This window comes from Bradyrhizobium sp. 31Argb, from assembly GCF_043638955.1.
In the GTDB taxonomy this organism is placed as follows: domain Bacteria; phylum Pseudomonadota; class Alphaproteobacteria; order Rhizobiales; family Xanthobacteraceae; genus Bradyrhizobium.
This window is the reverse complement of sequence record NZ_JBEGDB010000002.1, coordinates 1-20,460: the sequence shown is the minus strand read 5'-3', so window position 1 is coordinate 20,460 and position 20,460 is coordinate 1. Positions and strand designations below refer to the sequence as shown.

17 protein-coding genes are annotated in these 20,460 nt (G+C 60.5%); 9 read left to right on the top strand and 8 right to left on the bottom strand.

Annotated elements, in window-relative coordinates:
* Positions 1-25: 25 nt before the first annotated feature.
* Together AAFX91_RS00625 and AAFX91_RS00620 are read right to left on the bottom strand one after the other, a co-directional pair.
* Positions 26-1,081, bottom strand: coding sequence for a hypothetical protein (locus AAFX91_RS00625; RefSeq protein WP_394565240.1), 1,056 nt, complete (start codon positions 1,079-1,081; stop codon positions 26-28).
* Complete coding sequence (locus AAFX91_RS00620) at positions 1,078-1,719, bottom strand: TetR/AcrR family transcriptional regulator (protein ID WP_207234444.1); 642 nt, start codon at positions 1,717-1,719, stop codon at positions 1,078-1,080. The genes AAFX91_RS00625 and AAFX91_RS00620 overlap by 4 nt, the downstream gene beginning before the upstream one ends.
* 93 nt (positions 1,720-1,812) lie before the next feature.
* Here AAFX91_RS00620 and AAFX91_RS00615 point away from each other — a divergent pair, with 93 nt between their 5' ends.
* The 5 genes from AAFX91_RS00615 to AAFX91_RS00595 all read left to right on the top strand — a co-directional run bounded on the left by AAFX91_RS00615 (position 1,813) and on the right by AAFX91_RS00595 (position 6,047).
* On the top strand, positions 1,813-3,000 hold the full coding sequence (locus AAFX91_RS00615; RefSeq protein WP_394565239.1) for a CaiB/BaiF CoA transferase family protein: 1,188 nt from the start codon (positions 1,813-1,815) through the stop codon (positions 2,998-3,000).
* A complete protein-coding gene (locus AAFX91_RS00610; protein ID WP_394565238.1) occupies positions 2,997-4,217 on the top strand; it encodes an ABC transporter substrate-binding protein in 1,221 nt (406 codons plus the stop codon). The genes AAFX91_RS00615 and AAFX91_RS00610 overlap by 4 nt, the downstream gene beginning before the upstream one ends.
* 19 nt (positions 4,218-4,236) lie before the next feature.
* Complete coding sequence (locus AAFX91_RS00605) at positions 4,237-5,010, top strand: crotonase/enoyl-CoA hydratase family protein (protein ID WP_394565237.1); 774 nt, start codon at positions 4,237-4,239, stop codon at positions 5,008-5,010.
* A gap of 3 nt (positions 5,011-5,013) precedes the next feature.
* A complete protein-coding gene (locus tag AAFX91_RS00600) occupies positions 5,014-5,346 on the top strand; it encodes an alcohol dehydrogenase catalytic domain-containing protein (protein ID WP_394565236.1) in 333 nt (110 codons plus the stop codon).
* A 161-nt stretch (positions 5,347-5,507) separates the two neighbouring features.
* On the top strand, positions 5,508-6,047 hold the full coding sequence (locus AAFX91_RS00595) for a zinc-binding dehydrogenase (protein ID WP_394565235.1): 540 nt from the start codon (positions 5,508-5,510) through the stop codon (positions 6,045-6,047).
* Here the strand turns inward: AAFX91_RS00595 and AAFX91_RS00590 are convergent.
* The 3 genes from AAFX91_RS00590 to AAFX91_RS00580 form a co-directional block, all read right to left on the bottom strand.
* Positions 6,028-7,053, bottom strand: coding sequence for a glycoside hydrolase family 5 protein (locus AAFX91_RS00590; RefSeq protein WP_394565234.1), 1,026 nt, complete (start codon positions 7,051-7,053; stop codon positions 6,028-6,030). The genes AAFX91_RS00595 and AAFX91_RS00590 overlap by 20 nt on opposite strands.
* The gene (locus AAFX91_RS00585; RefSeq protein WP_394565233.1) at positions 6,959-8,359 is read right to left on the bottom strand and encodes an O-antigen ligase family protein; all 1,401 of its coding nucleotides are present in this window, start codon (positions 8,357-8,359) and stop codon (positions 6,959-6,961) included. The genes AAFX91_RS00590 and AAFX91_RS00585 overlap by 95 nt, the downstream gene beginning before the upstream one ends.
* Positions 8,360-8,531: 172 nt before the next feature.
* The gene (locus tag AAFX91_RS00580; RefSeq protein WP_394565232.1) at positions 8,532-9,347 is read right to left on the bottom strand and encodes a WecB/TagA/CpsF family glycosyltransferase; all 816 of its coding nucleotides are present in this window, start codon (positions 9,345-9,347) and stop codon (positions 8,532-8,534) included.
* Between the two features lie 529 nt (positions 9,348-9,876).
* Here AAFX91_RS00580 and AAFX91_RS00575 point away from each other — a divergent pair.
* Complete coding sequence (locus AAFX91_RS00575) at positions 9,877-11,007, top strand: GNAT family N-acetyltransferase (protein ID WP_394565274.1); 1,131 nt, start codon at positions 9,877-9,879, stop codon at positions 11,005-11,007.
* Between the two features lie 118 nt (positions 11,008-11,125).
* Here AAFX91_RS00575 and AAFX91_RS00570 read toward each other — a convergent pair whose 3' ends face one another.
* Positions 11,126-12,346 (bottom strand): FAD-dependent oxidoreductase, encoded by a 1,221-nt coding sequence (locus AAFX91_RS00570; protein ID WP_394565231.1) that lies wholly within the window; start codon positions 12,344-12,346, stop codon positions 11,126-11,128.
* Positions 12,347-12,876: 530 nt separating this feature from the next.
* Here AAFX91_RS00570 and AAFX91_RS00565 point away from each other — a divergent pair.
* On the top strand, positions 12,877-14,223 hold the full coding sequence (locus tag AAFX91_RS00565; RefSeq protein WP_394565230.1) for a lipopolysaccharide biosynthesis protein: 1,347 nt from the start codon (positions 12,877-12,879) through the stop codon (positions 14,221-14,223).
* 7 nt (positions 14,224-14,230) lie between these two features.
* On the opposite strand, the gene AAFX91_RS00560 is transcribed toward AAFX91_RS00565, so the two are convergent.
* Positions 14,231-16,363 carry a GumC family protein gene (locus tag AAFX91_RS00560; protein WP_394565229.1) on the bottom strand — a complete coding sequence of 711 codons (2,133 nt, stop codon included), beginning with the start codon at positions 16,361-16,363 and terminating at the stop codon, positions 14,231-14,233.
* Positions 16,364-16,643: 280 nt separating this feature from the next.
* Here AAFX91_RS00560 and AAFX91_RS00555 point away from each other — a divergent pair, with 280 nt between their 5' ends.
* Together AAFX91_RS00555 and AAFX91_RS00550 are read left to right on the top strand one after the other, a co-directional pair.
* Entirely contained in the window at positions 16,644-17,831 is a 1,188-nt protein-coding gene (locus AAFX91_RS00555; RefSeq protein ID WP_130578522.1) for a glycosyltransferase family 4 protein, read from the top strand.
* Between the two features lie 39 nt (positions 17,832-17,870).
* Positions 17,871-19,454 (top strand): hypothetical protein, encoded by a 1,584-nt coding sequence (locus AAFX91_RS00550; RefSeq protein WP_394565228.1) that lies wholly within the window; start codon positions 17,871-17,873, stop codon positions 19,452-19,454.
* A 99-nt stretch (positions 19,455-19,553) separates the two neighbouring features.
* On the opposite strand, the gene AAFX91_RS00545 is transcribed toward AAFX91_RS00550, so the two are convergent.
* Positions 19,554-19,880 (bottom strand): hypothetical protein, encoded by a 327-nt coding sequence (locus tag AAFX91_RS00545; RefSeq protein WP_394565227.1) that lies wholly within the window; start codon positions 19,878-19,880, stop codon positions 19,554-19,556.
* Between the last annotated feature and the right edge of the window lie 580 nt (positions 19,881-20,460).

Below are 20,460 nucleotides of genomic sequence, written 5' to 3'. Positions count from 1 at the left end.
TCGTCAGGCTGCGCCCGCTGGCTCCTCACCGGAATTGCCAGCACCAGGACGGATCGCCGCGATCACGGCGCTCCGTTATGTCGACGCGCATGAAACGATCATGCGCGAGCGCGGCGCCGACCCACAGTTCATTCCAGGCGTCGAACACCGCCGGAGACAGCGGGCCGCGTTCTGCCATCAGGTGCCATGAGGTCTGCCGTACCGTCGTGGTCGCGCCCTGCACGCGCAACTCGGCGTCGTCGCCCTGCCCGCGGGCAATGCGAGCAAAAGCACTGGCGAAGCCCTCAGCGCCGGGACCGACACCGCCGAGCAGCGAAGCGACGTCATCAAGGGTGTGCATCCCCACCAGCCGCGCTGCTGCGCCGGCAAGGTGGCCGCCCTCGTCGGGGCCGAGCACGGCGATGGTTTCCGGCACGATCGACGTGATGTATTCCATCGCATAGTTGCGCAGGACTTTCTGAAGGCGCTCTTCGGGCCAGGTGTTTTCCGGAAGCCGTGGCGCAAGATCAGCTCGAAACGGGGGACATTGCTCGCCGGGCGAGAACTGCAGCCGTTCATCGGGCGTGAGGTCGTGATCCCACTCCTTGTAGTAGCCCTCCAGGCCGGGCTGTCCGTCGACCGTCTGGCCGGTACAGACGAAGCCCAGCCGTGGATTACCGAGGACGACGCCGTTATTGGCGTGCCATCCTCGCAGCATCGCGCGCGACACCTCCGATGGAATGCCGCAGATCGCGGTGCCCGACCAGATCCATCGCGGCGGCGGATATCGTACCCAGGCCTTTTGATCGCTCTCGTAGACATACTCGACCTTAACGCCGCCGACCTGGTTCGAGAGATAATGGTATTGCGCGCAGGCCACTGCGTGCGGGAGCTTGTCGAGCCCCAGCTTTTTCAACCCCGGAACAAAGCGCGCCAATTGCTGGCGTCGGAAGGTCCGAAACACCACCTCGGCCGCGCGCGCCGCGCCGGCGCGGGAAGATAGCATCAGGATGAGGCCGGTGAGATAGGAATGGTAGATCAGTTCGACGGCCCGATAGGCGGCGACGTCATCCTTGGCTCGGCTCTCCGCACTTCCGCTCAATTTTTCTTCTCCAAACCGGCGACCACGAAATCCGCGATCGACTCCGCCACGCGTTTCTTGGCCGCTTGCGTCTCTCCGGGACGCGGTTGGTACCAGCGCGAGGTCCAGTTCAAGGCGCCAAGCAATGGCTTCGCGGCGAGCTTGGCATCGACGGACCTGAATTCGCCGGAAGCGACCCCATCCTTGATCACCCGGATATAGAGGTTCTCGTTGGCCTCGCGCAGCGCGGCGACATCGGCAAGCTCCGCCCTCTCGCTCTCGTTCGTGCGTTCCAGAAGATGCATTTCCAGTCCCTGCGCGATCACGCGCAGATAAGGCAGGTGATCGATGACCAGGATGGTATGGGCGACCGCCATGCCGTGCAGGCGGTCGCGCGCGGAAGCCGGGGTCTCGAAAGATGGCCGGATCGCCGCCTGTGTCAGTTCCATGCCACGGCGGTGCACGGCGAAGAAGAGCTCGGACTTGCTTCGGTAATAATAATAGATCGCGCCTTTGGTCGAACCGATCTCGTCGCTCACCCGATCGAGCGACGTGGCGGCGAAGCCCTGGCGCATGAAAGCGCGCGCGGCAGCGTCGAGAATGTCGATCCTCCGATCCGCCAACGGCTCGCCGGTTTCGATTTTGCCAAGCTTGCTCAAGATACCCCTCCTGCGCTGCGCGCAATTGACATCCAAACATACTACTCGGTAGGCTGCAACATACTACGCAGTATCTAAGAAAAGGCAGGGTGGATGACGGACGATTACGCGGGGCTGCGTGTCCTCGACGTAAGCCAGGGATTTGCGGGTCCCTACTGCGGAGCTATCCTCGCCCGCGGCGGCGCGTCCGTCGTCAAGGTCGAGCCGCCGAGCGGCGACTGGGCCCGCACGATCGGCGGATCGGTCGATGGGCACACAGCCTTCAGCCTCGTTCCCAACATCGGCAAGCGCGCGATCTGCATCGACGGAACCAGGCCGGACGGCCGCAAAGTTCTCGCCGGCCTCGCGGCCTCAGCCGATATCGTGATCCAAAACTTCCGTCCCGGTGTTGTGGAGCGGCTGCAGATCGCCGATGCGCAGTTGCGGCCGGCCAATCCCGATCTGATCTACGTTTCGATCCTCGGCTTCGGCCCCGGCCCCTACGAAAATCGTCCCGCCACCGACACCATCATCCAGGGCTTCACCGGCATGATGGTGATGAATCGCGATAGCCAGGGCACGCCGCGACGGGTTGGAATGCTGGCGGTCGACACCGCCGCCGGTATCTACGCGGCCCAGCAGGTCGGTACCGCGCTCTACCGGCGCCTCTCCGGACGGGGCGGACGTCACATCAGGATCTCGCTCGTCGAGGTCGCGGCGGCGTTTCAGGCGATGCCGATCATCGACGATGCCATGCATCGTGACCGTCCGAGCCCGCCTTTGAGCGTGCCGATCGGAACCTTCGCCACCTTGGACGGCCACATCAATCTCTCATGCGTGTCGAACGCCATGTTCCGGGGCATCTGCCGTGCGCTGGGCAAATCCGACTGGATCGAGGACCCTCGTTTTGCGACCGAAGCCGGCCGCCTGGCGCAGGCTGGCGAAATAACCGGCGAAGTCGTCGACATCCTTCGCACCCGGCCGAGTGCACGTTGGGTTCGCGCCTTTGAGGAGCAGGACGTGCTGTGCGGTCCCGTTCAGGACTACCGGGCGTTCCTTGCAGATCCTCACGTGCAGGGCCTGGGGCTGGCTGCGACGCTTCAGGGCGGCGCCTTCGAAGGCCTTCCGCTCACCCTGCTTCCCGGCACCGCGGCGCCCAATGCACACGCGCCCGCGCCGCCCAGGCTCGGGGAGCATACGCGCGAGATCCTCATCGAACACGGCTATTCGCAAACTGCGGTCGACCGGCTCGTCGAAGACGGCACGGTCATCGAGGCAGACCAAAGGGAGGTAAGAAAATGAAAGCAAGAGCAACAACGAGTGCCATCGCGGCCGGCCTTCTCGCCAGTCCGATGGCATCCTCCGCGGTCGCGCAAGTGTCCGACAACGTCGTACGCATCGGCATCCTCAACGACATGACCGGGATCTATGCCGACGCCGGCGGAAAGGGCTCGATCCTCGCGGCGCAACTCGCAGCGGAGGATTTCGGTGGCAAGGTCGCCGGCGCCCCGATCGAGATCGTCTCGGCCGACCATGCCAACAAGCCCGATATCGCCGCCAATCTCGCGCGCCAGGAATACGACGCGCAGGGTGTCGACGTCATCGCCGATGGCGGATCGTCGGCGGCGGCGCTCGCGATGCAGAACGTCTCGCGCGAGCGCAAGAAGGTCATCCTGCTGTCCGGACCCGCGACCGCCGAGATCACCGGAAAGGCCTGCTCACCTTACAGCTTTCACTGGATGTACGACACCTATGCGCTCGCCGCCGCTCCACCGGAAGGGGTCCTGAAGCGCGGTGGCGACACCTGGTTCTTCATCACCGCGGACTATGCGTTCGGCAAGTCGATGGAAAGCGAGGCGACCAAGCGCATCGTGGCCAGCGGAGGCAAGGTCATCGGCGGCGTGCGTGCACCGCTCGACACTCCCGACTTCTCCTCGTTCCTGCTTCAGGCGCAGGGCTCCGGAGCCAAGGTGCTTGCGCTCGCCACCGCCGGCAGCGACACCAGCAACGCGATCAAGCAGGCGCAGGAATACAATGTGATCGGCTCCAATACACAGGTCGTGACCTTCCTGATGTTCATCAACGACGTCGACGCCATGGGCCTGAAGAACGGACAGGGTCTGGTCTCCTCGACGACCTATTATCACGACCTCGACGACGGCAGCCGCGCCTTCGCCAAGCGCTTCTGGGACAAGATGGGCCGGCCGCCATCGATCGTGCAGGCCGGCGTCTACAGCTCCGTGGTCCATTATCTGAAAGCGGTCGCTGCGACCGGAACGGACGATGGGACCAAGGTGGCCGCCAAGATGCGCGAGATGCCCGTCGAGGACGCCTTCACCCACGGCGCGAAGATCCGCGCGGATGGCCGTTTGCTGCGCGATCTCTACGTGACCGAAGTCAAGAAGCCCGAGGAGTCGAAGGGACCCTGGGACTACTGGAAGATCGTCGCGACGATTCCGGGCGACAAAGCCTGGCGTCCGGCCGACGAAAGCGAGTGTCCACTCCTGAAAACCCACTGAGCCGAGGAGCGCGTCGGGCATGGCCGAGAACCGCAAGCTGCTGGTCGAGAACGACGGCCCGGTGACGATCATCACCATCAACCGTCCGGAAGTCCGCAATGCTCTCGACAATGAGACCGCGGCCGAACTGACCAAGGCGCTGCGGGCGTTCGACAGTGCGCCCGATCAGGCGGTCGCAGTGCTGACAGGCGCGGGAGGAAACTTCTGCGCCGGCGCCGACTTGAAGGAGCTCGCTGCCGGCCGCGAGTACAAGCCTTGGGGCGGCGATCCGGACGGTCCGTGCCACGACTTGCTCGCGAAGCCGGTCATCGCCGCCGTGGCGGGCTACGCGTGTGCCGGGGGGCTCGGCATCGCCTTGCGATGCGACCTGCGCGTCACCGAGGAGAGCGCGACCTTCGCCGTGCTCTCGCGGCGATGGGGCGTTCCCATGAGTGACGGCACGACGGTGAGGCTGCCTCGCCTCGTCGGCGCCGGGCGCGCCCTCGATATGTTGCTGACGGCGAGGAAAGTATCGGGCGCGGAAGCAGTCGCGATCGGACTTGCCGACCGGCTGGTGCCCACCGGGGAAGCCCTCTCCGCTGCCGTCGCGCTGGCGCACGAGATCGCGGCCTTTCCGCAAATCGCGATGCGCTCCGACAGGATGTCGGCCATTCGCCAGTGGAATCTGTCCGAAAAGGAAGCTCTCGCACTTGAAACGAGCCTGTCGCTGGAGGCTCGTCAGAAGGAAGCACGCGGTGGCGCCACCCGCTTTGCGTCCGGCGCGGGACGTCATGGCTCGATCGAGAAGGACTAGCGCATGCGGGCGGTGATCGGCCGGCAATTCGGCGGCATAGACGATTTATCCTTCGAAGAGGTCCCGAACCCGTCTCTCGAAGCCGGAGCAGTTCGGATCTCGGTGCACGCCGCCGGAGTAAGTTTCGCCAATCTGTTGTTCATTGCGGGCAAGCACCAAAACCGTCCATCGTTACCCTTTATTCCAGGAACGGAAGTCGCCGGCGTCGTCTTGGAAATCGCCCCCAATGCAACGACCGAGCTAAGGGTCGGTGATCGTGTCTGCGCCGGATTGCCGTCCGGAGGATTCGCCGAGGAGGCGATCGTCGATGCCGCCAACGTCTTCCGGATTCGCTGAGCTTCGCCGGCGCCACGCTGTTCCCGACGATCTACGCCACTGCCTATGCGGGCCTTGCGTGGCGGGCAAACCTCAAGCCCGGAGAAACCCTTCTGGTCCATGGCGCCGCGGGCGCGAGCGGGTTAGCCGCCGTCGAGATCGGCCGCGCGCTCGGCGCGCGCGTGATCGCGACCGCCGGTGGAGAACGCAAGACCGCTGTTGCCGCAGAATATGGCGCGCATCACGTGATCGATTACAAGCACGACGATTTTCGCAGCTCCGTGCTCGAGATCACGGAAGGCCGCGGCGCCGATGTCGTATTCGATCCGGTCGGCGGCGACGTCTTCGACAATTCCTTGCGCTGCATCGCTCCGCTCGGCCGCCTTCTGCCGATCGGCTTCGCATCCGGCCGCATTCCCCAAATCCCTGCAAACATCATCCTGGTGAAGAACCTGACCGTGATCGGGCTCTATTGGGGGTTCTACATGGCGTGGGGCAAGTCCAAGGCGGACGCCGTCTTGCGTGCAAGGGTGAAAAACCTGTTCGAGGAACTGTTCGCACTTCACGAAGCAGGCAAGCTTCGCGCGCCAGTCGATCAGACGCTTCCGCTGCCGCAATTCGCAGACGCCCTCCGACGGGTCGAGCGGCGTGAAGTTATCGGCAAGATCGTTCTCGCGCCGGGAGACAGGGCCGCCGACAGCTTCACTGCGCAGACGGCATGAGAGCGTGCAAAACGTCCCAATTCCAGGTTTGACGAACGCTGTCGAACGCAGCGAAATCGTGGTCGAACTGCCAGTAGGCCCATGCCCAGCCAAATCGGTCGGCGTTTCGCGCCACGAACGACAGGTATCTCTGGCGGCTTTCAGATGGCGCGCGTTCATAAACCCCAAACTCGCCAAGATAGATGGGACGTTTTTCTCGCTGTGACCAGAGATTGATTCTGGTGAAATCAGCGACAACTCTCGCTTCGTCCTCGCGGGCACCCCAATCCAGGGGCCGAATCGTCGAAAATGCTCGGGACCATGGCGCGCCTTGATGCGTAAACCTGATGGGCGCGTAATAGTGAAAAGTCACGATCAGTTTTCTGTCGCCGGCCGGAAGAACCAATTCGTCAATAGGCGCATCGTCGGTGTTGAGAACAGCGACAATTACAGTTCGCTCAGGGTTCGTGACCCTGATGATGCCAAGACATTCATTGAGCAGTGAGTTCCATTCAGCCGAGGTCATATGTCCCCCGGGCTCGTTCAGAATTTCGAATAAAAGCGCAGGATACTTCCCTGCATAACGCGACGCGATCTGCTTCCAGAACGATTTGAGCTTCTCGGCACATCCCGAGATATAACGCTGGCAAAAATCGGTGTCGTGCTCATCCAGAATGGGAATGAGCTTCCTTGCAAAAACCTCTTCGATAACTCTATCGAGGCGCTTCAAGACGGCTTCATCAAGGATGTTATTCGAATCCATATGCTTGAAGCCGAAGAAATTGATTCTGACATGCGAGAAACCAGCCCTTTGAATTGCAGTCAGGTTCTCTAAACGGAATGGCGCATTCTCGGCCCCTTCCCAGATGCCATCATACCCCAGAATATTGATGCCACGTCCCAAGCCCGCGACCTCGCGGAATGCGATCTGCTCAGATCTGTAGGCCCGTGGCATCCACGCCGCAAAGACGAAGGCCAGCGGGAGAAGCTTGAGCGCTTTTGGCCAACCGGCAAGTATAGCAATCATTCCTGCGCCAACTCACGATAGCTGTGATCTTCCGGCAGTACCGGCCGACAGTTGCGAGGAAGAACACCAGCAACAGCACGGATGTAAACATCGTGGAACGAAGAAATATCGTCTCCGTAAAATTGGTCTGAAAACTGAGGACGGAGAACCCTATGATCAGGGCACAATGGAACCGATCGATCGATCGGGATGAAATCAGATGGAGCACCTTGTTCGAAAACAGGAAGACGCTTGCCGCAAAAAGCAGGTAACCCAAAAGTCCCGTTTCCATGAGAATGGTGATGTAGCCGCTGTGGTAGTTGTCGAGCACCCAACCGTGGTTCTGCTCGAAGTAATCGTAGATCGATTGGGTCGTCCAAAATCCGTTTATCCCAAAACCGAGCAATGGCGCATCGTCGAAGTGGCTTATCGCATACTGCCAAATGAAGGTTCTCTCCGTGAAGTCGATGCTCAAATCAAAGAGATGGATGGCGTCATATCCAGTCAGGTAAAAATACAGGATCAGGAAGCCCGCCATGATGCACATGACAAAGGGCAACACCGTATAGACTTTCATGCATTTCACCGACCGCAGGGAGGTGAAAAGCAAACCGCAGGCCGCCAACGCCACAGCACCGGCGCCTCGCGAGCCCGAAGCCAGGACGCACGTTGAAGCGAGCAGGAATGTAACAAGGAAGGGTAGCCATCTCTGCCCTGTTATCTTTCGATAATAGGCAAAGAACATGAGATAGGCGCCCACAAAGCCGAGCGTCTGCTTTGATTCGTAAACACCTTGCCATTGACCGTTGTGCATCCAACTGCGGTCAATTCCGATATCCGGCACGAACATCGCGAAAAAAGCGGATGCCGCAACCAGTACAAAGAGGCCCCGAGTGATCGATTTGACGATATCGTCGATGTCAAGTCGCGTGATAAGGCAGAATGCGCCGAAGGTTGTTATGACAAGAGCCGCGCTTTTCATGATGGCCGCAAGGCCCAGATTTGTCCAAAGCACGGAAACGGCGGCAAGGACGTAGAACGAAACGATCGCGATCAGGTCGAGATTGAACCCCAGCCGCAGGTTGGGGCGCACAAACGCGCTTGCATAAATCAGCACAATCCACATCGACAACGCAGCGAACTGCTGCAGGAAAGTCTGTTCCACCGCCAACAGGGCAGTGTTGAAGGTCCCCATCGATGCCACCACATTGATGGTGATGGACCAATTCATGATGGCCTTAGCGGCCCGCTCGATGTCGATACCGCGCGTTTGCCGGATCGCGCCGTCAAGCGCGCCCGTGTCCATCTGAATTTGTGCTCCGGTCATGGAATGAGCTTCGTGAAGCACGGTTAATTATTTGCTATCGTCGCCGGTCGCGGCGGGTGCGCAGGACGCCACGCCAATGCGGCTCCGGCAAATGCCAATCTCAATGGGTACAGATCGCGCCGCACTGGGCGGGCCGAGAATACATCGCGGCGCATTTTCGAGCTGCGCAGCGTCAGTCGTGCTTGGTTGGCGTGGAATGGCTCCTGTTAAATAGCAGGTACAGCGCACGCGGGTTGGTGGTCAGATAGCGCCAGAACAGCCGGCGCGGCTCGAGCCAGACCCGCCAGGCCCATTCCAGCCCGACATTCTGCATCCATTGCGGCGCGCGGGGGCGGCTGCCGGAGAGAAAGTTGAACAGCCCGCCCGAGGTCTTGATGACACCGACGTTGGAGAGCCCGGGCGTGAACTCCTCGACAAAGGCCTGCTCGTAGGGCACGCCGAGCGCGACCCAGAGATAGTCGGGCGCCAGCGCATTGATCTCGTCGACCTTGGCGCGCAGCGCGTCGCCGCGCAGATAGCCATGCGAATGACCGACGATCTTCAGCTTCGGATACATCCTGCGGACATTGGCGACGGCGGCGGCATTCTCCGCCTCGTCAGCGCCGAACATGTAGAAGGAGAGCCCGGCCGCCTCGGCCTTGCGAGCGACGATGTGGAACAGGTCGGTGGTGGCGACCCGCTCCGGCAGCGGCTGCGATGACTTGAACCGTGACACCGTGACCAGCGGCTGTCCGTCCGCATTGATGAGGTCCGCGGCGCGAAACAGGCGGTCCGTCATCGGCTCGGTCGAGCAGCGCGCCACCACCTCGCCATTGGCCGAGGTCAGATAAAGCGGACGGTTTGCACGGCGTTTTGGCGAAACCTGCTCGATCATGAAATCGGCGGTCTGCTCGAGATCGAGCACGGCGAGCCGGAGCCCGCCGACGGTGACACGCGGAACCTCGGCGGTGGCCGCTCTGCCGATGAGGTTCGCGCGACGTTCACGCACGCTGTCTTTCTGCGACGGTTCACCGCGTGAAGTTGGGCCCGTTGACACTTGTGTCGGCGCTTCGCGCGGAGTGTCACAAATCCGGACGGTCGAGACAGTCCGACCGAATTCGACACGCGACTTGCGTTCGTCCTCGTCCCGTGATGTCGAAATCGGGCCGGAAACTTGCTCTTTCATCATGACTCAAGCGCTTCAGTTAAAGATTCCGATTGTTGTCTACGCGAACTGCAATATGCGGTCCATTGGCGGCTGCGAGTGCTCGCGACAGTTCGAAGCTGCCTGAACTGGTTAACCGTTAGCAAACGGTGCGACGGGCTCGCTAACCATAACGAAACGTTACGCGCTGCGCGGCGGTGGCAAGGTCGGCCGGTTATCAAACATTTGCTAAGAATCCGCGCACCGGGCGACGACCACAATACATTAATCCAAATCGCACTCTGCCCGTGTCTCCGCCGGTCTGGCTGTGCTAGAAGGTCGCAGCTCCGGCTCGACCGGCGCGCTGAAAAAGTCCGGTTTGCCTTTCGCACGTATGAACAAGAATAATAACGACGCGTTCGATGTCTGCATCGACAACGCATTTGATTTTCTGAATCAAGAGTACGCCGAACTGTTTGATGGCTCGGACGCGACAGCGTTCCAGCATCCGGTGTGGCTGAATACGCTCTACCGTAAGCTCGCGCCCGCCGCGGCAGCCAAACCCCTGATCGTCACGATCCGCCGTCGCGCGACCGAAAAACTGGCGATGGTATTGCCTTTGATGCGGGTGTCGCGCGGGCCGATGCAGACGGTTGAATTCGCTGATCTCCGCGTGTCCGATTATCTGACCCCTGTCGGCACGGCCGAGGTATTTTCCGAGCTGCTCCAGGACGAGGATGCCTGCCTGACGCTCCGGCAGCTCGTCAGGCCATTCGACCTCTTGCGAATGTGCAAGCTTCCTGATGGAAGAATGCCGATCGAGAATCTTCTTGCAGCGCCTCGTCGCATCGTCATGGAGATGAACGCGTACGCGACAGTGCTAGTCGCCCCCTTCGAGCAATGGCGGGCGAGCGCGCTGAGCCGCTCCTATCAGAAGGAACTCGCAAAGAAGCTGCGCCAGCTCCAGAAGAAGGGCACGTTGAGCTTTTCATGCTGCGACGACAGCGCATCCATCATGGCGGCGATGGAGATGATGAAGAACTTTCGAGGCCCGCGTTTCCGAGGCGACGGCGACGGCGACGGCGACCTGTTGCAACGTCCCGAATATTTCGACTTCTATTCCTCCGTGGCGCTCCGCGGCCTGGGTGCCTTTATTCGTCTCTACACCATGAAAATGGACGGCAACCTGATTGCGGCAGTGCTGGGATTGTGCCACCGCGGCAGTTTCCTCATCATTATGAGCGCATTCGACATCGCGGGATACAAGAGCCAATCCATCGGCGCGCTGATGTTCGAACAAGTCGCCAGGGATTGCATCGAGCGCGAGGATCAGATCCTGGACTTCACCATTGGCGACGAGCCGTACAAGAAGATGTTTGGCGGCCAGCCCTCCCCGTTGTGGAGCGTGACTCAGGCGGGTAGCGTCGCCGGCTCCCTTGCTCTGTTCGCGTTACGACAGGCGCCCTGGATCAAACTGGCCGCCAAGAGGATGGCCGAATTCAAGCTGCTGCCGGTCCGCACCTGAACTTAAACGTGCTCGCCAAAGCGCGATGGCTTTTCTTCGAATCGTCATCCGGTTTTAGCTCTTTGTTTGAGCATGATCATTTTTCGGAAAACCGGTATCCACTTTTCCGGATCATGCTTTAGGCACGAAGCGCGCCACGGACTCGTGCGATCCATCCCGGCCGAATCCCGTCGACCCGATGGGTGATATTGCGTCGAAGAAAATGCACCCTGCGCCGCACGTTCCATCTTATGTCGCTGCTCGACGTCAGTGCCTGCCGAAAGCGCGCCATTTGCAGGGAGTGTTGGTCGGCAGCAATCTTGTCCGGATCGGAATAGAACTCCGATATCTTCTCCTTGCCCATGCCGCTGGTTTCGAGCCAGCGTGGCACATACTCCGTGCAAAGACGTTCAACATCCACCAGAAGACGGCTCACTCCGGTGCCGGCTGCCGGACAGTTGGTTTGAAACGCGTCGCCAATCAACACGACGCCCGGCTGCAGATGTCCTTCGGCGGCAGACAGGTCCATCACCCAGTTCTGCACCTGACCGATGACGCTGAAATCTCCGAGATAGGATTGCAATCTCGGCATGAATCGGAACAACGTCGATCTTGTCTCCCGTCTCAGCTCACGCATGATCGGGTCGGTCGGATCGCGAAACAAGAACAGATTTGCCCGCATACCGGCCCGCACCGGAAACAGACTGAGATAGTCGACGCCATCGATGGCCCGCTCGCCATAGCAGGTTAGCGCCTCGAATTCGAACGGCGAACTGTCCGGACGCGCAATCGTGAAGCCGAACGAAACCGAATGGCGCTCGGCAAGAATCCGCCGCGTGATTCCGAGACCGTATCCAAGAGCTCCGGCCATGCCCGTCGCCAGGATAACGAGACGCGCAGTGACGCGCTTTCCGGAGGCCAAAACGAGATGTTGAACGTCATCGCTGCAACTCACAGCGGTCACCTGGTCGACAATGAAGCCGGAATGACCCGGCATCAGACGTCGTGCCATGGCAACGAGGTCGGCATAGGGAAGGCCGTAGGTTTGGCCGGCACTGACGTCGACCACCCGGCCTTCCCTGATATTGATCACGCGGTCGTACACACACGCGACCGCCTCGAGTTCGCGGATGAAACCGAGCCTGCGAAAGACATCGACTTGTCGTCCGGCGATCTTCTCGACGCGGAATTCTTCCGGATAAACCGCGCGCTTGTCGATCAGCACAACCTGGCAGCCAGCCCTGGCGAGGACTGCCGCCGCGAGCGATCCCGCCAGCCCGCCGCCGACAATCGCAACGTCCGTGGTGATGGTTTCACATCCCTCTTCCGCGATCGGTTGTATCACCCTATTCACCATCATGGTTGCTGGCTCCGACGATTGATGGCGGCCGAACTGCAATTTTCTCGCCTGATATCCACTTCGCCGAACCAGCACGATCATTTTTGAGCATCGCAGTTAACGCCCGCGTCCTAGTCCAGATCGGGCGGCGTCCCGGCACGCGCCTTGCTCAAGGAGGATCGTGAAATCTATTCCCCGCTTACTCAGCAGTCCGGTGGACCATTGTTTATCGTCAGGTCAGCAGGTCATTTTCGTGCAAACGGCCGGTGGCTGCGCAGATTTGGCTTCGGCAATCCTCTTCGTGCCGCCGCAGCGGCTATCCTGGGAAACCATCGTTTGCCCTGTCTGAAGACAGCCGGGACAGCGGCGTTCCAGAACGAAGCAAGGCTGCAGGTTCGCCGGACAGGGCAAGTTTGCGCCGGTGCATTTGCCGGGTGGGGAGAACGAAATCTTAGGTACCGAACATTAACACTCTCGGCTCGCGTGCGTGTTAGGCATTGGGCCGTTGTCAGCTACGAGCATCTTGAAAGGAAAGATGCCTTGTACTTCGCATGATCGAATCCATTCTCCAGTTGATGCGACGCGACGTGACGCGCGGTGTTGCCGGGACCATCCTTCTCAAGGTTGGCAGCGGCGGCCTTGCGTTTGCGGTCTTCTCGCTGGCAGCACGAACCATGTCGCCGGATGCGTTCGGCGCTTTCGCGATGTGGCTTTCTGTCGCCCAGATCGCATCGGTCGTGGGGCTGGTCGGCCAGGAACTGCTCCTGGTTCGGTTCTTGAACGAGTACCAGGTGCGCGAACAGGCCGATCTCGCCAAAGGTGTGCTGCTATCGAGCCTGAAGATCTCCTCCATTGGGATGCTGGTCGTCATTGCCGCGATCGCAGCCGGCGCCAGCGTGCGTGGTGACGGATGGCTGCTGATCCTGGCCGTATCCGCCTTTACGGCCGTGAATGCAGGGCTGATGCTTGGCAGCCAGATCGCGCGATCGCTCATCAGCATTCTGATGGGGGAAGGCAATCGGGAGTTTTTCTGGCGGGTCGTCGTCGTGCTGTTTTTGGTAGCGATATTGTTCGGCCATGGGGTGCTCGATCCCGCACAGTTGCTTACCGTGATGGCGATCGCCATGGCCATGGGGCTCGCCGTTCAGGTCATTTCGATTGCACGCGCCCTTCCGAATTTGCGCAATGTGCCGGCGCGCTCGGAGAGCTCCCGCTGGAGATCGAGCGCGCTTCACTTCTGGATTTCTTCCATTCTTGAGGCGGCCAATCAGTACTTCGATGTGATCCTGATTTACTGGATGCTGGATCCGGCCACAGCCGGCATCTATTTTGCCGCATCCCGTCTGGCGAACATCTTCGCCATGCTCTCGGCCGCACTTTATAGTTTCGGGGCGCGTCGTCTGCCCTCGCTCTACTTCAGCAAAAATCATCAAGAGTTCGGCCACACGCTTCAGCTCATGGCGGAGGTGACCGCGCTTTGCGTTGTCGCCGGGCTCGTCCTTGTCTGGATCGGCGCGCCCCATCTTCTCGGCCTGTTCGGGCCTCATTTCGCCGCCCAGCAGTGGGTGCTGATCGTGCTTGCGCTCGGGCCGGCCTTTCAGGCCGCCGGCGGTCCGTCCGCAGCCATCCTGCAGGTGACCGGCCATGAGGGTGACTATGTTCCCGTCATCGCCGGGAATGTCGTGCTGCGGCTGATCGGATTTCTCGTACTAATTCCCTGGCTCGGCGTGCTCGGCGCCGCGATTTCGGCCACTGTTTCGCTGGCGGTCGCCACCATCGCCCTCAACATCCTGTGCCGCCGCCGCACGGGCGTCGATCCTTCGATCCTTGTGCTTTCTCGCCGCTTGTTCTCGAAAGCCGAACCGTATCCGGTTCGTGTCGCAGACTCGAAGGACTAGAGGCCGTTCAGCTCACCAGCCCCAACGTCTCGCGCTGAGATTGAACAATGACGGAACTGATGGATACGCGATTGACGACAAGCCCCGTCGGCACTGCACCGGACTTCGACAGGCCGGCCGTAGCCCGTTGAATTGCCGCCGGAGCGGCGGCCCCGTCACGGACGACCACGACGATCAGATCGGCATGGGCCGCCAGCGTCCTCACGTCGGGTTGCGCAGCAAGGGATGACGCATCGACGACGATCAGATCGAACTCCTTGCGAATGTCGTCGGCAGGGCGCGCGCCTGTTTGCGTGCTGGCACTCAAGAGTACATTGACAGAGCGAAGGTCTGTCTTGGTGATGCCCTGCTCCTGCCGGTCGGCCGCGGCGGGCTTTACTGCAGGCAGATCCGATTGCAGCTCGATCAGAACGCTGAGCATCCCCTTGTTCAGGGCCGAACGATTGAGCGATCGCGCAACAGTGCTGCCTCCCGCGCCGTTCTCGATCGACATCACGAGGGCTACCTTGCCACCAGACCCCGGCAACTCGTCGATTTTCCCGATCAGCGAGCGCAGGTAGGCACTCAGATCGAGCTCGGCGGCTGCCGCAATCGGCTTTTGCCAGACGCTTCTGGTGAATTCTCGTGCCGGAAGATCGGGAATGCGGGCCCAGACCGGCAGCTTCAGCGGCAATTCGGGCTGGGGGGGTAATGAGAGCTGGGGCAATTCGGGCTGGAGCGAAGGTGAATTTGCTCGGCGAACCTTCGGGGTGGGCTTCTCTAGAATGTTCTTGATGTCCGGTACGGCAACTACCGCCGTCGATATCAGTATCGAGGCAATCGCGAGCGCTGCGAGGAGCAACGTGAGCGGCGGCCGGGTCGGACGAAGCGGCGGAATGGCAAGCGAAGCGATCTTGGTCTGCGAGCTCTGCAGCAGGCGCTGCTCATTGGTGGTCTTGAACCGCGATAGAAACTGCTCGTAGATATTCCTGTTGGCTTCCGCATCGCGCTGCAGCTCCTGCAGTCTGACGAGCGCCTGGCCGTCGACCAGTATCTGCGATTCGACCGCCTTCAACTGATCTTCCAGCGATCTCTGCTGCTCGCGTTGGGCTTCATATTCGGACTTTGCAGTTTCGATGTTCTTCTTCCGCTCGATCTCAATCTGCCTGTTGAGATCGTTCAACTGGCTGTACGATATGACGAGGTCGGGATGGCGATCGCCGAACACCGCACGTTTCTGCGCGATCTGGTCATTGAGCGCCGACCGCTGAGCTCGCAGGGCACTCAATAGGTCCTGTCTGACCGGCCCATCGACATTCGCCTTTAGGTCGCGTTGCGCTTGCTCATAGCGGGCTTTTGCTTCTTCGGTACGAGCGCGAGCAGCAGAAACCTGCTGCGTCAGATCGGTAACGCGCAGTTGCTGGGTCGTGGCGTCCTTGCCCGCATTGACGATCCTGTGCTCGAGCTTGAAGGCGGCAACCGCATCTTCTGATGCCCTCAGCCGGTCGTTCAATGTCTTGAGGCGGCTACTGAGCCAGTCGGCTGCTTCGTCGGTCGCCTCGGTGCGGACACGGCCCTGGTTGGCGACGAACGCTTCAGCTATGGCGTTGGCGTAGTAAGCGGCTCGATCCGGTCGGTTGGAGGTGAATTTGAAGCCGATAACGTAAGTCAACCCGCGGCGGGAAATATCGAGCCGGTTACGGAATCTTTCGAGCAGACGCGTGGTGTCGGTTTGACCGCCGGCGATATCCTCGTCGTCTCGAACCTTAAGCTGTTCGATAAGCGGCCGCAGAAAACCGTCGGACTTGGCGATTTCAACCAGGCTCTGAAGCGCGGCCGCATCCTGACCGATACCCGGCAGCACGTCCTGATCCGTAGTCACGCGCTGCTCTCGAGGATCGACAACGACCAGCGCGGTGGCTGCATACCGAACCGGAATCAGCAACAGAGCGATGACGCCAATGGCGAAGATGGCCAGCGCGAGCATCACGATGCGTCGGCCGTTTTCCCGCAGAAAGGAAAGCGTGCCGGAGAGGGTCAGCAATCCCTTAACGCGTTCGGCGGATCCGGTGCCGGGCGGCGGGCGCGGAGCTTCCCACGACGCCGCCGTGGGCTCCGTCTCACCGGAACGTCTCGGGCCTGCGCGGCTACCGAACATCATGGGTTTTGACTCGAATTCAACTGGCAGACACTGTTCAGTGGCCCTGCCCCCAACGTAAATATCTATGGTTAATCGCCGGTTACCCTCTCTCGGCAACGCCATGACCAATTAGTTAACGAACTGGCTCTATGTTCCGCGCGGTGCAACGAGATCTCCCCAGTGAACGAGGTGTGCTGCATTAACCCCATTGTGCGCTGGCCGGTGTAGGACCGAGCAACGCGTGATAGGCATTGCGAAAATGGGGGGAAGAATCCCCACTCCCTCAACCGTTGAGGAATCCGTGTTCCGTTACCAGCCAAGCACAGAATTGCGCGAGGCACCGATACGATCGTCGGCAGCGTCACGTGATCGGTCAAACAGCATAAAGCCGAAGCGACGTGTCGTTCTGGTGCAGACCCAGGCGGAGAACGCCGGTGCTCAGGAGATCACAAGGCTGCTTGGTGCCGGCCTGACGGCGCGCGACTATGAGGTCTTCAATCTCTTCTTTTTCCGCAAATCAGATTCCTTCGACGAACCGCCGAACACGTTCTATTGCGCGCAGAACCGGCCAGGAGATCCGGTGGCGCTGTTGCGGATGCTGTGGAAGCTCGGCAGCCATATCAGGGCCATCAGACCCGATGTCGTCCTCACGTTCCAGCATTTTGGCAATGTGATCGGCGGAGGCGTATCGCGCCTCGTCAGTCGCGCTCCGGTTATTGCCAACCAGGTTTCATCCGCGATGTCGATGAGCTGGCCGGTCCGCGCCGCCGACATCGTCATGGGCAGCGTTGGCTTCTACAATTGCATAACGCTCAACTCGCGGGAGATGGAGCGCGAGTACGCGCGCTACCCCGCCCCTTATCGATCGCGCATGAAGCATGTCCCACACGGCTTCGACGACAAATCGCTCGATCTGCCGAAGGATATCGCGCGGCAACAGTTCAAACTGCCGCCCGATCGCGTGCTGCTCGGTTGTGCTGCAAGATTGCACCCTCACAAGCGGCTCGATGCGACGATACGTCTCTTAGGCAGCGAACCGTCCTGGCATCTTGCGCTGGCCGGTCAAGGCGCGGACGAGACACGGCTGAGGCTGTTGGCAGACGAGTTGAAAGTATCCGACAGATTGCATCTTGTCGGCGAGATTCCGCCGCGACGGATGGCGGACTTTCTCGCCTGTCTCGACGTATTCGTGTTCCCGACGCAAGCTGAAACCTTTGGCCTGGCCGCGGTTGAAGCTGCGAACGCAGGTGTTCCTTCGGTCGTGAACGATCTCCCCGTTTTGCGCGAGGTGCTGTCTTTTGAAGGAAGACCCACGGCGCTCTTTGTCGATGCCTCGGACAATGCGAAATTATCGGCCGCCGTTTCCACAATTCTAACGAACAAAACGTTGAGCGACGAACTGCGGCAAAACGCCAAAGGCCTGAGGTCGCGCTATTCGGTAGACACAATGGTCGAGGAATACGTCCAAATTCTCAGCCAGGCTGTTTGATCAGTACGCATTAGGCACATGGGCGCAGATGGGCCGGACATGATTATCGAATTTCGCTGCGAACGCGAGCATGCACGGCAGTGGATGTCCCGTGAGGCGCTGTCCGTCAACGGCCGGGATGTCCCGGTTCAAATCGCGTGGACGCCAACTGCGGAAGCTCGGCCTGCTGGCTTGGAGGCGCTGCTCGAGCTTGAACGGATGGTATTGCGGAGGGGCCAGCGCGGTGGCGCCGACAAACTGAAAGTCATCCCGGAACGGTCGCAGGCCCAGGCCGGCAGGGCCGACGTGGTTGTCGATTTTACACGCGCCGCCCGGGATCCGGACTGCTCCGCCCGGCTATATCTCCGTCCGCTGTTTAATGGGGTACAAGGCGAAAACGCCGCGCTGGCAGCCATACTCGCGGGTGACTTGCCGACTATCGAAATCGTCAATGAACTCGACGGCACGGTCCTCGATCGCGGTCATCCGTCCGGAGAAATTGCAGTCGGCTTGAGCGGCGCGCTCGAAACAGTCATGGCGCGAACCCTGAGCATGCTTGCTGCGATTCTGTCAGGAGCGCCAAGAATAGTTCCGGAGCTGGCTTCGTCGGCCGGCAAAAGCGCCCCACGACCGGCAGCCACATATGTTCTGCGCGGCCTGGCCTTGTCGATCGCGAAGGAAATATATCGCCTTTGCTGTTATGCGCCTCATTGGCACATCGGGTGGCGCTACAGCGAAAATGCCGACGTGTGGCGGACCGGAGATCTATCCGGGCCGGACTGGAAAGTGCTCGGGGATCCCGGAGATCACTTCTACGCGGACCCCTTTCCGGTCAAATGGAAGGAAAGGACATTCGTCTTCTTCGAAGATCTCGATCACAGGGTGGGCAAGGGTATCATTTCCGCGGTCGAGTTCGACCGCACTGGTCCGGTCGCAAACGTCGTCCCCGTGCTGGAAGAGCCCTGGCATCTGTCCTATCCGTTTCTGATTGAGGATAATGGCGAACTCTGGATGATCCCGGAAAGCACGGAGCATCGGGACGTCGCGATTTACAAATGCGTTCGGTTTCCGGACAAATGGGAGCGTCACTGCACGCTGCTGTCGGGGCTCGAACTGGCCGACGTGACCATCACGCGGCACAACGGCATGTACTATCTGTTCGGAGCCTGGCGCGACGGGACCGGAGGCTATTCCGACACATTGGCGATCTTTTATGCCGAGCAGCTCTTTGGACCCTGGTTGCCGCATGCGAGCAATCCGGTTCTGATGGATCGCGCTAGTGCGCGACCGGCAGGCAACTTTGTGACCATCAATGGAAGCTTGTGGCGGCCGGTCCAGGATTGCTCCGACGGATATGGCGCAGCGCTCGGTCTTGCGGAAGTTCTCGAACTGTCGCCGACCACATTCAGACAAGTCGTTCGGCACTCTCTCAAGCCAGGGCCTGCATGGCCGGGCAGGAAGTTGCACACACTGAACCGCTGCGGCCAGCTCGAGGTGATAGACGGATCGCGGGTTCAGCCGAAGTTCAAGGCTTTCGTAGACGGACCTGTATCGACCGTTTCGGCATCCTCCGGGAGTGACGCTGCTCGGCGGAAGCCCGCCCGATCGCGAAGCGCCCCTAACAGCGTTCAGGCCGCTGATTAGTTTCGCGCTGGTCAGCGACCATCGCCGGTACGGTTCGCGCTTATCAAGTCAGCCAGATGTAAAAAGAAAGCCCGCGTCGTCGCGGGCTTTCGTTCTCCGCTACCAGCCGCGATAGGCGCCGCTACCGAAGCTGAAGGTGACACCTGGCCCCCCGCCGTAGTACGGCCGCTGATATCCATAGCTGTTGTAGTATGGGCGATAGTAGCCATGCCGGTGGTGGCCGTAGCGGTGATAGCCGTAGTGATGGTGATGACGGTGTATTCCGTAGTGATGATGGTGATGGCCCCTTCCCCGAGCGCTCAGATCGGTGGACTGACTCTCATAGCTGCCCGTCTTTGCTGCCGCCTGCCGATCCGCCGCATTTGCGGCCGAACTACCAATCAGCGCTGCAGCACCGACCGCCAACGTGATAGCTAACCTCTTCATGGTCGCACTCCATTTCGTGTGTGAAGTTCAATCCCATAAGGAGCGCCACGTTCCGGGCTGCGACATAATACCCAGCCGTTTAGCTGCGGTTCATCTCCATGAACAAATCCCTTTCGCGAAGTGGATGCAGGCAGTGGGCACGGCTCGAGGACGCAGAGTTGAGGTCAAGCGATGACATTCCCTGCGCTAGCCTACTGCTGTCGCACTTCACACCGGTGTCGTCCCTGCGAAAGCAGGACCCATAACCACAGGCAATTGTTGTGGCGCGAGCAAGCGGTTGTAGAGGTGTAGGGTGGGCAAAGGCGCACTTGCGCCGTGCCCACCATCCAGCGCCGTGCTCGCGATGGTGGGCACGCTTCCGCCTTTCGCTCGTTGAGCTACGGCGGACAAGTCGCTTTGCCCACCCTACAGCATCGCCGCGAGTCATGATTCAATTTTCAAACAGCATGAGGATGCGAGTCCGCATTCTCGCGGCGCGTTGCGTCCGAGCTTTGCGTACCTTTCCACCCTCCTCGATATCAGAGGGCGCAGGGAAAGCCGGGTGCCGGTTGCACCCATGGGTCCCGTGCAACAAAAAGCA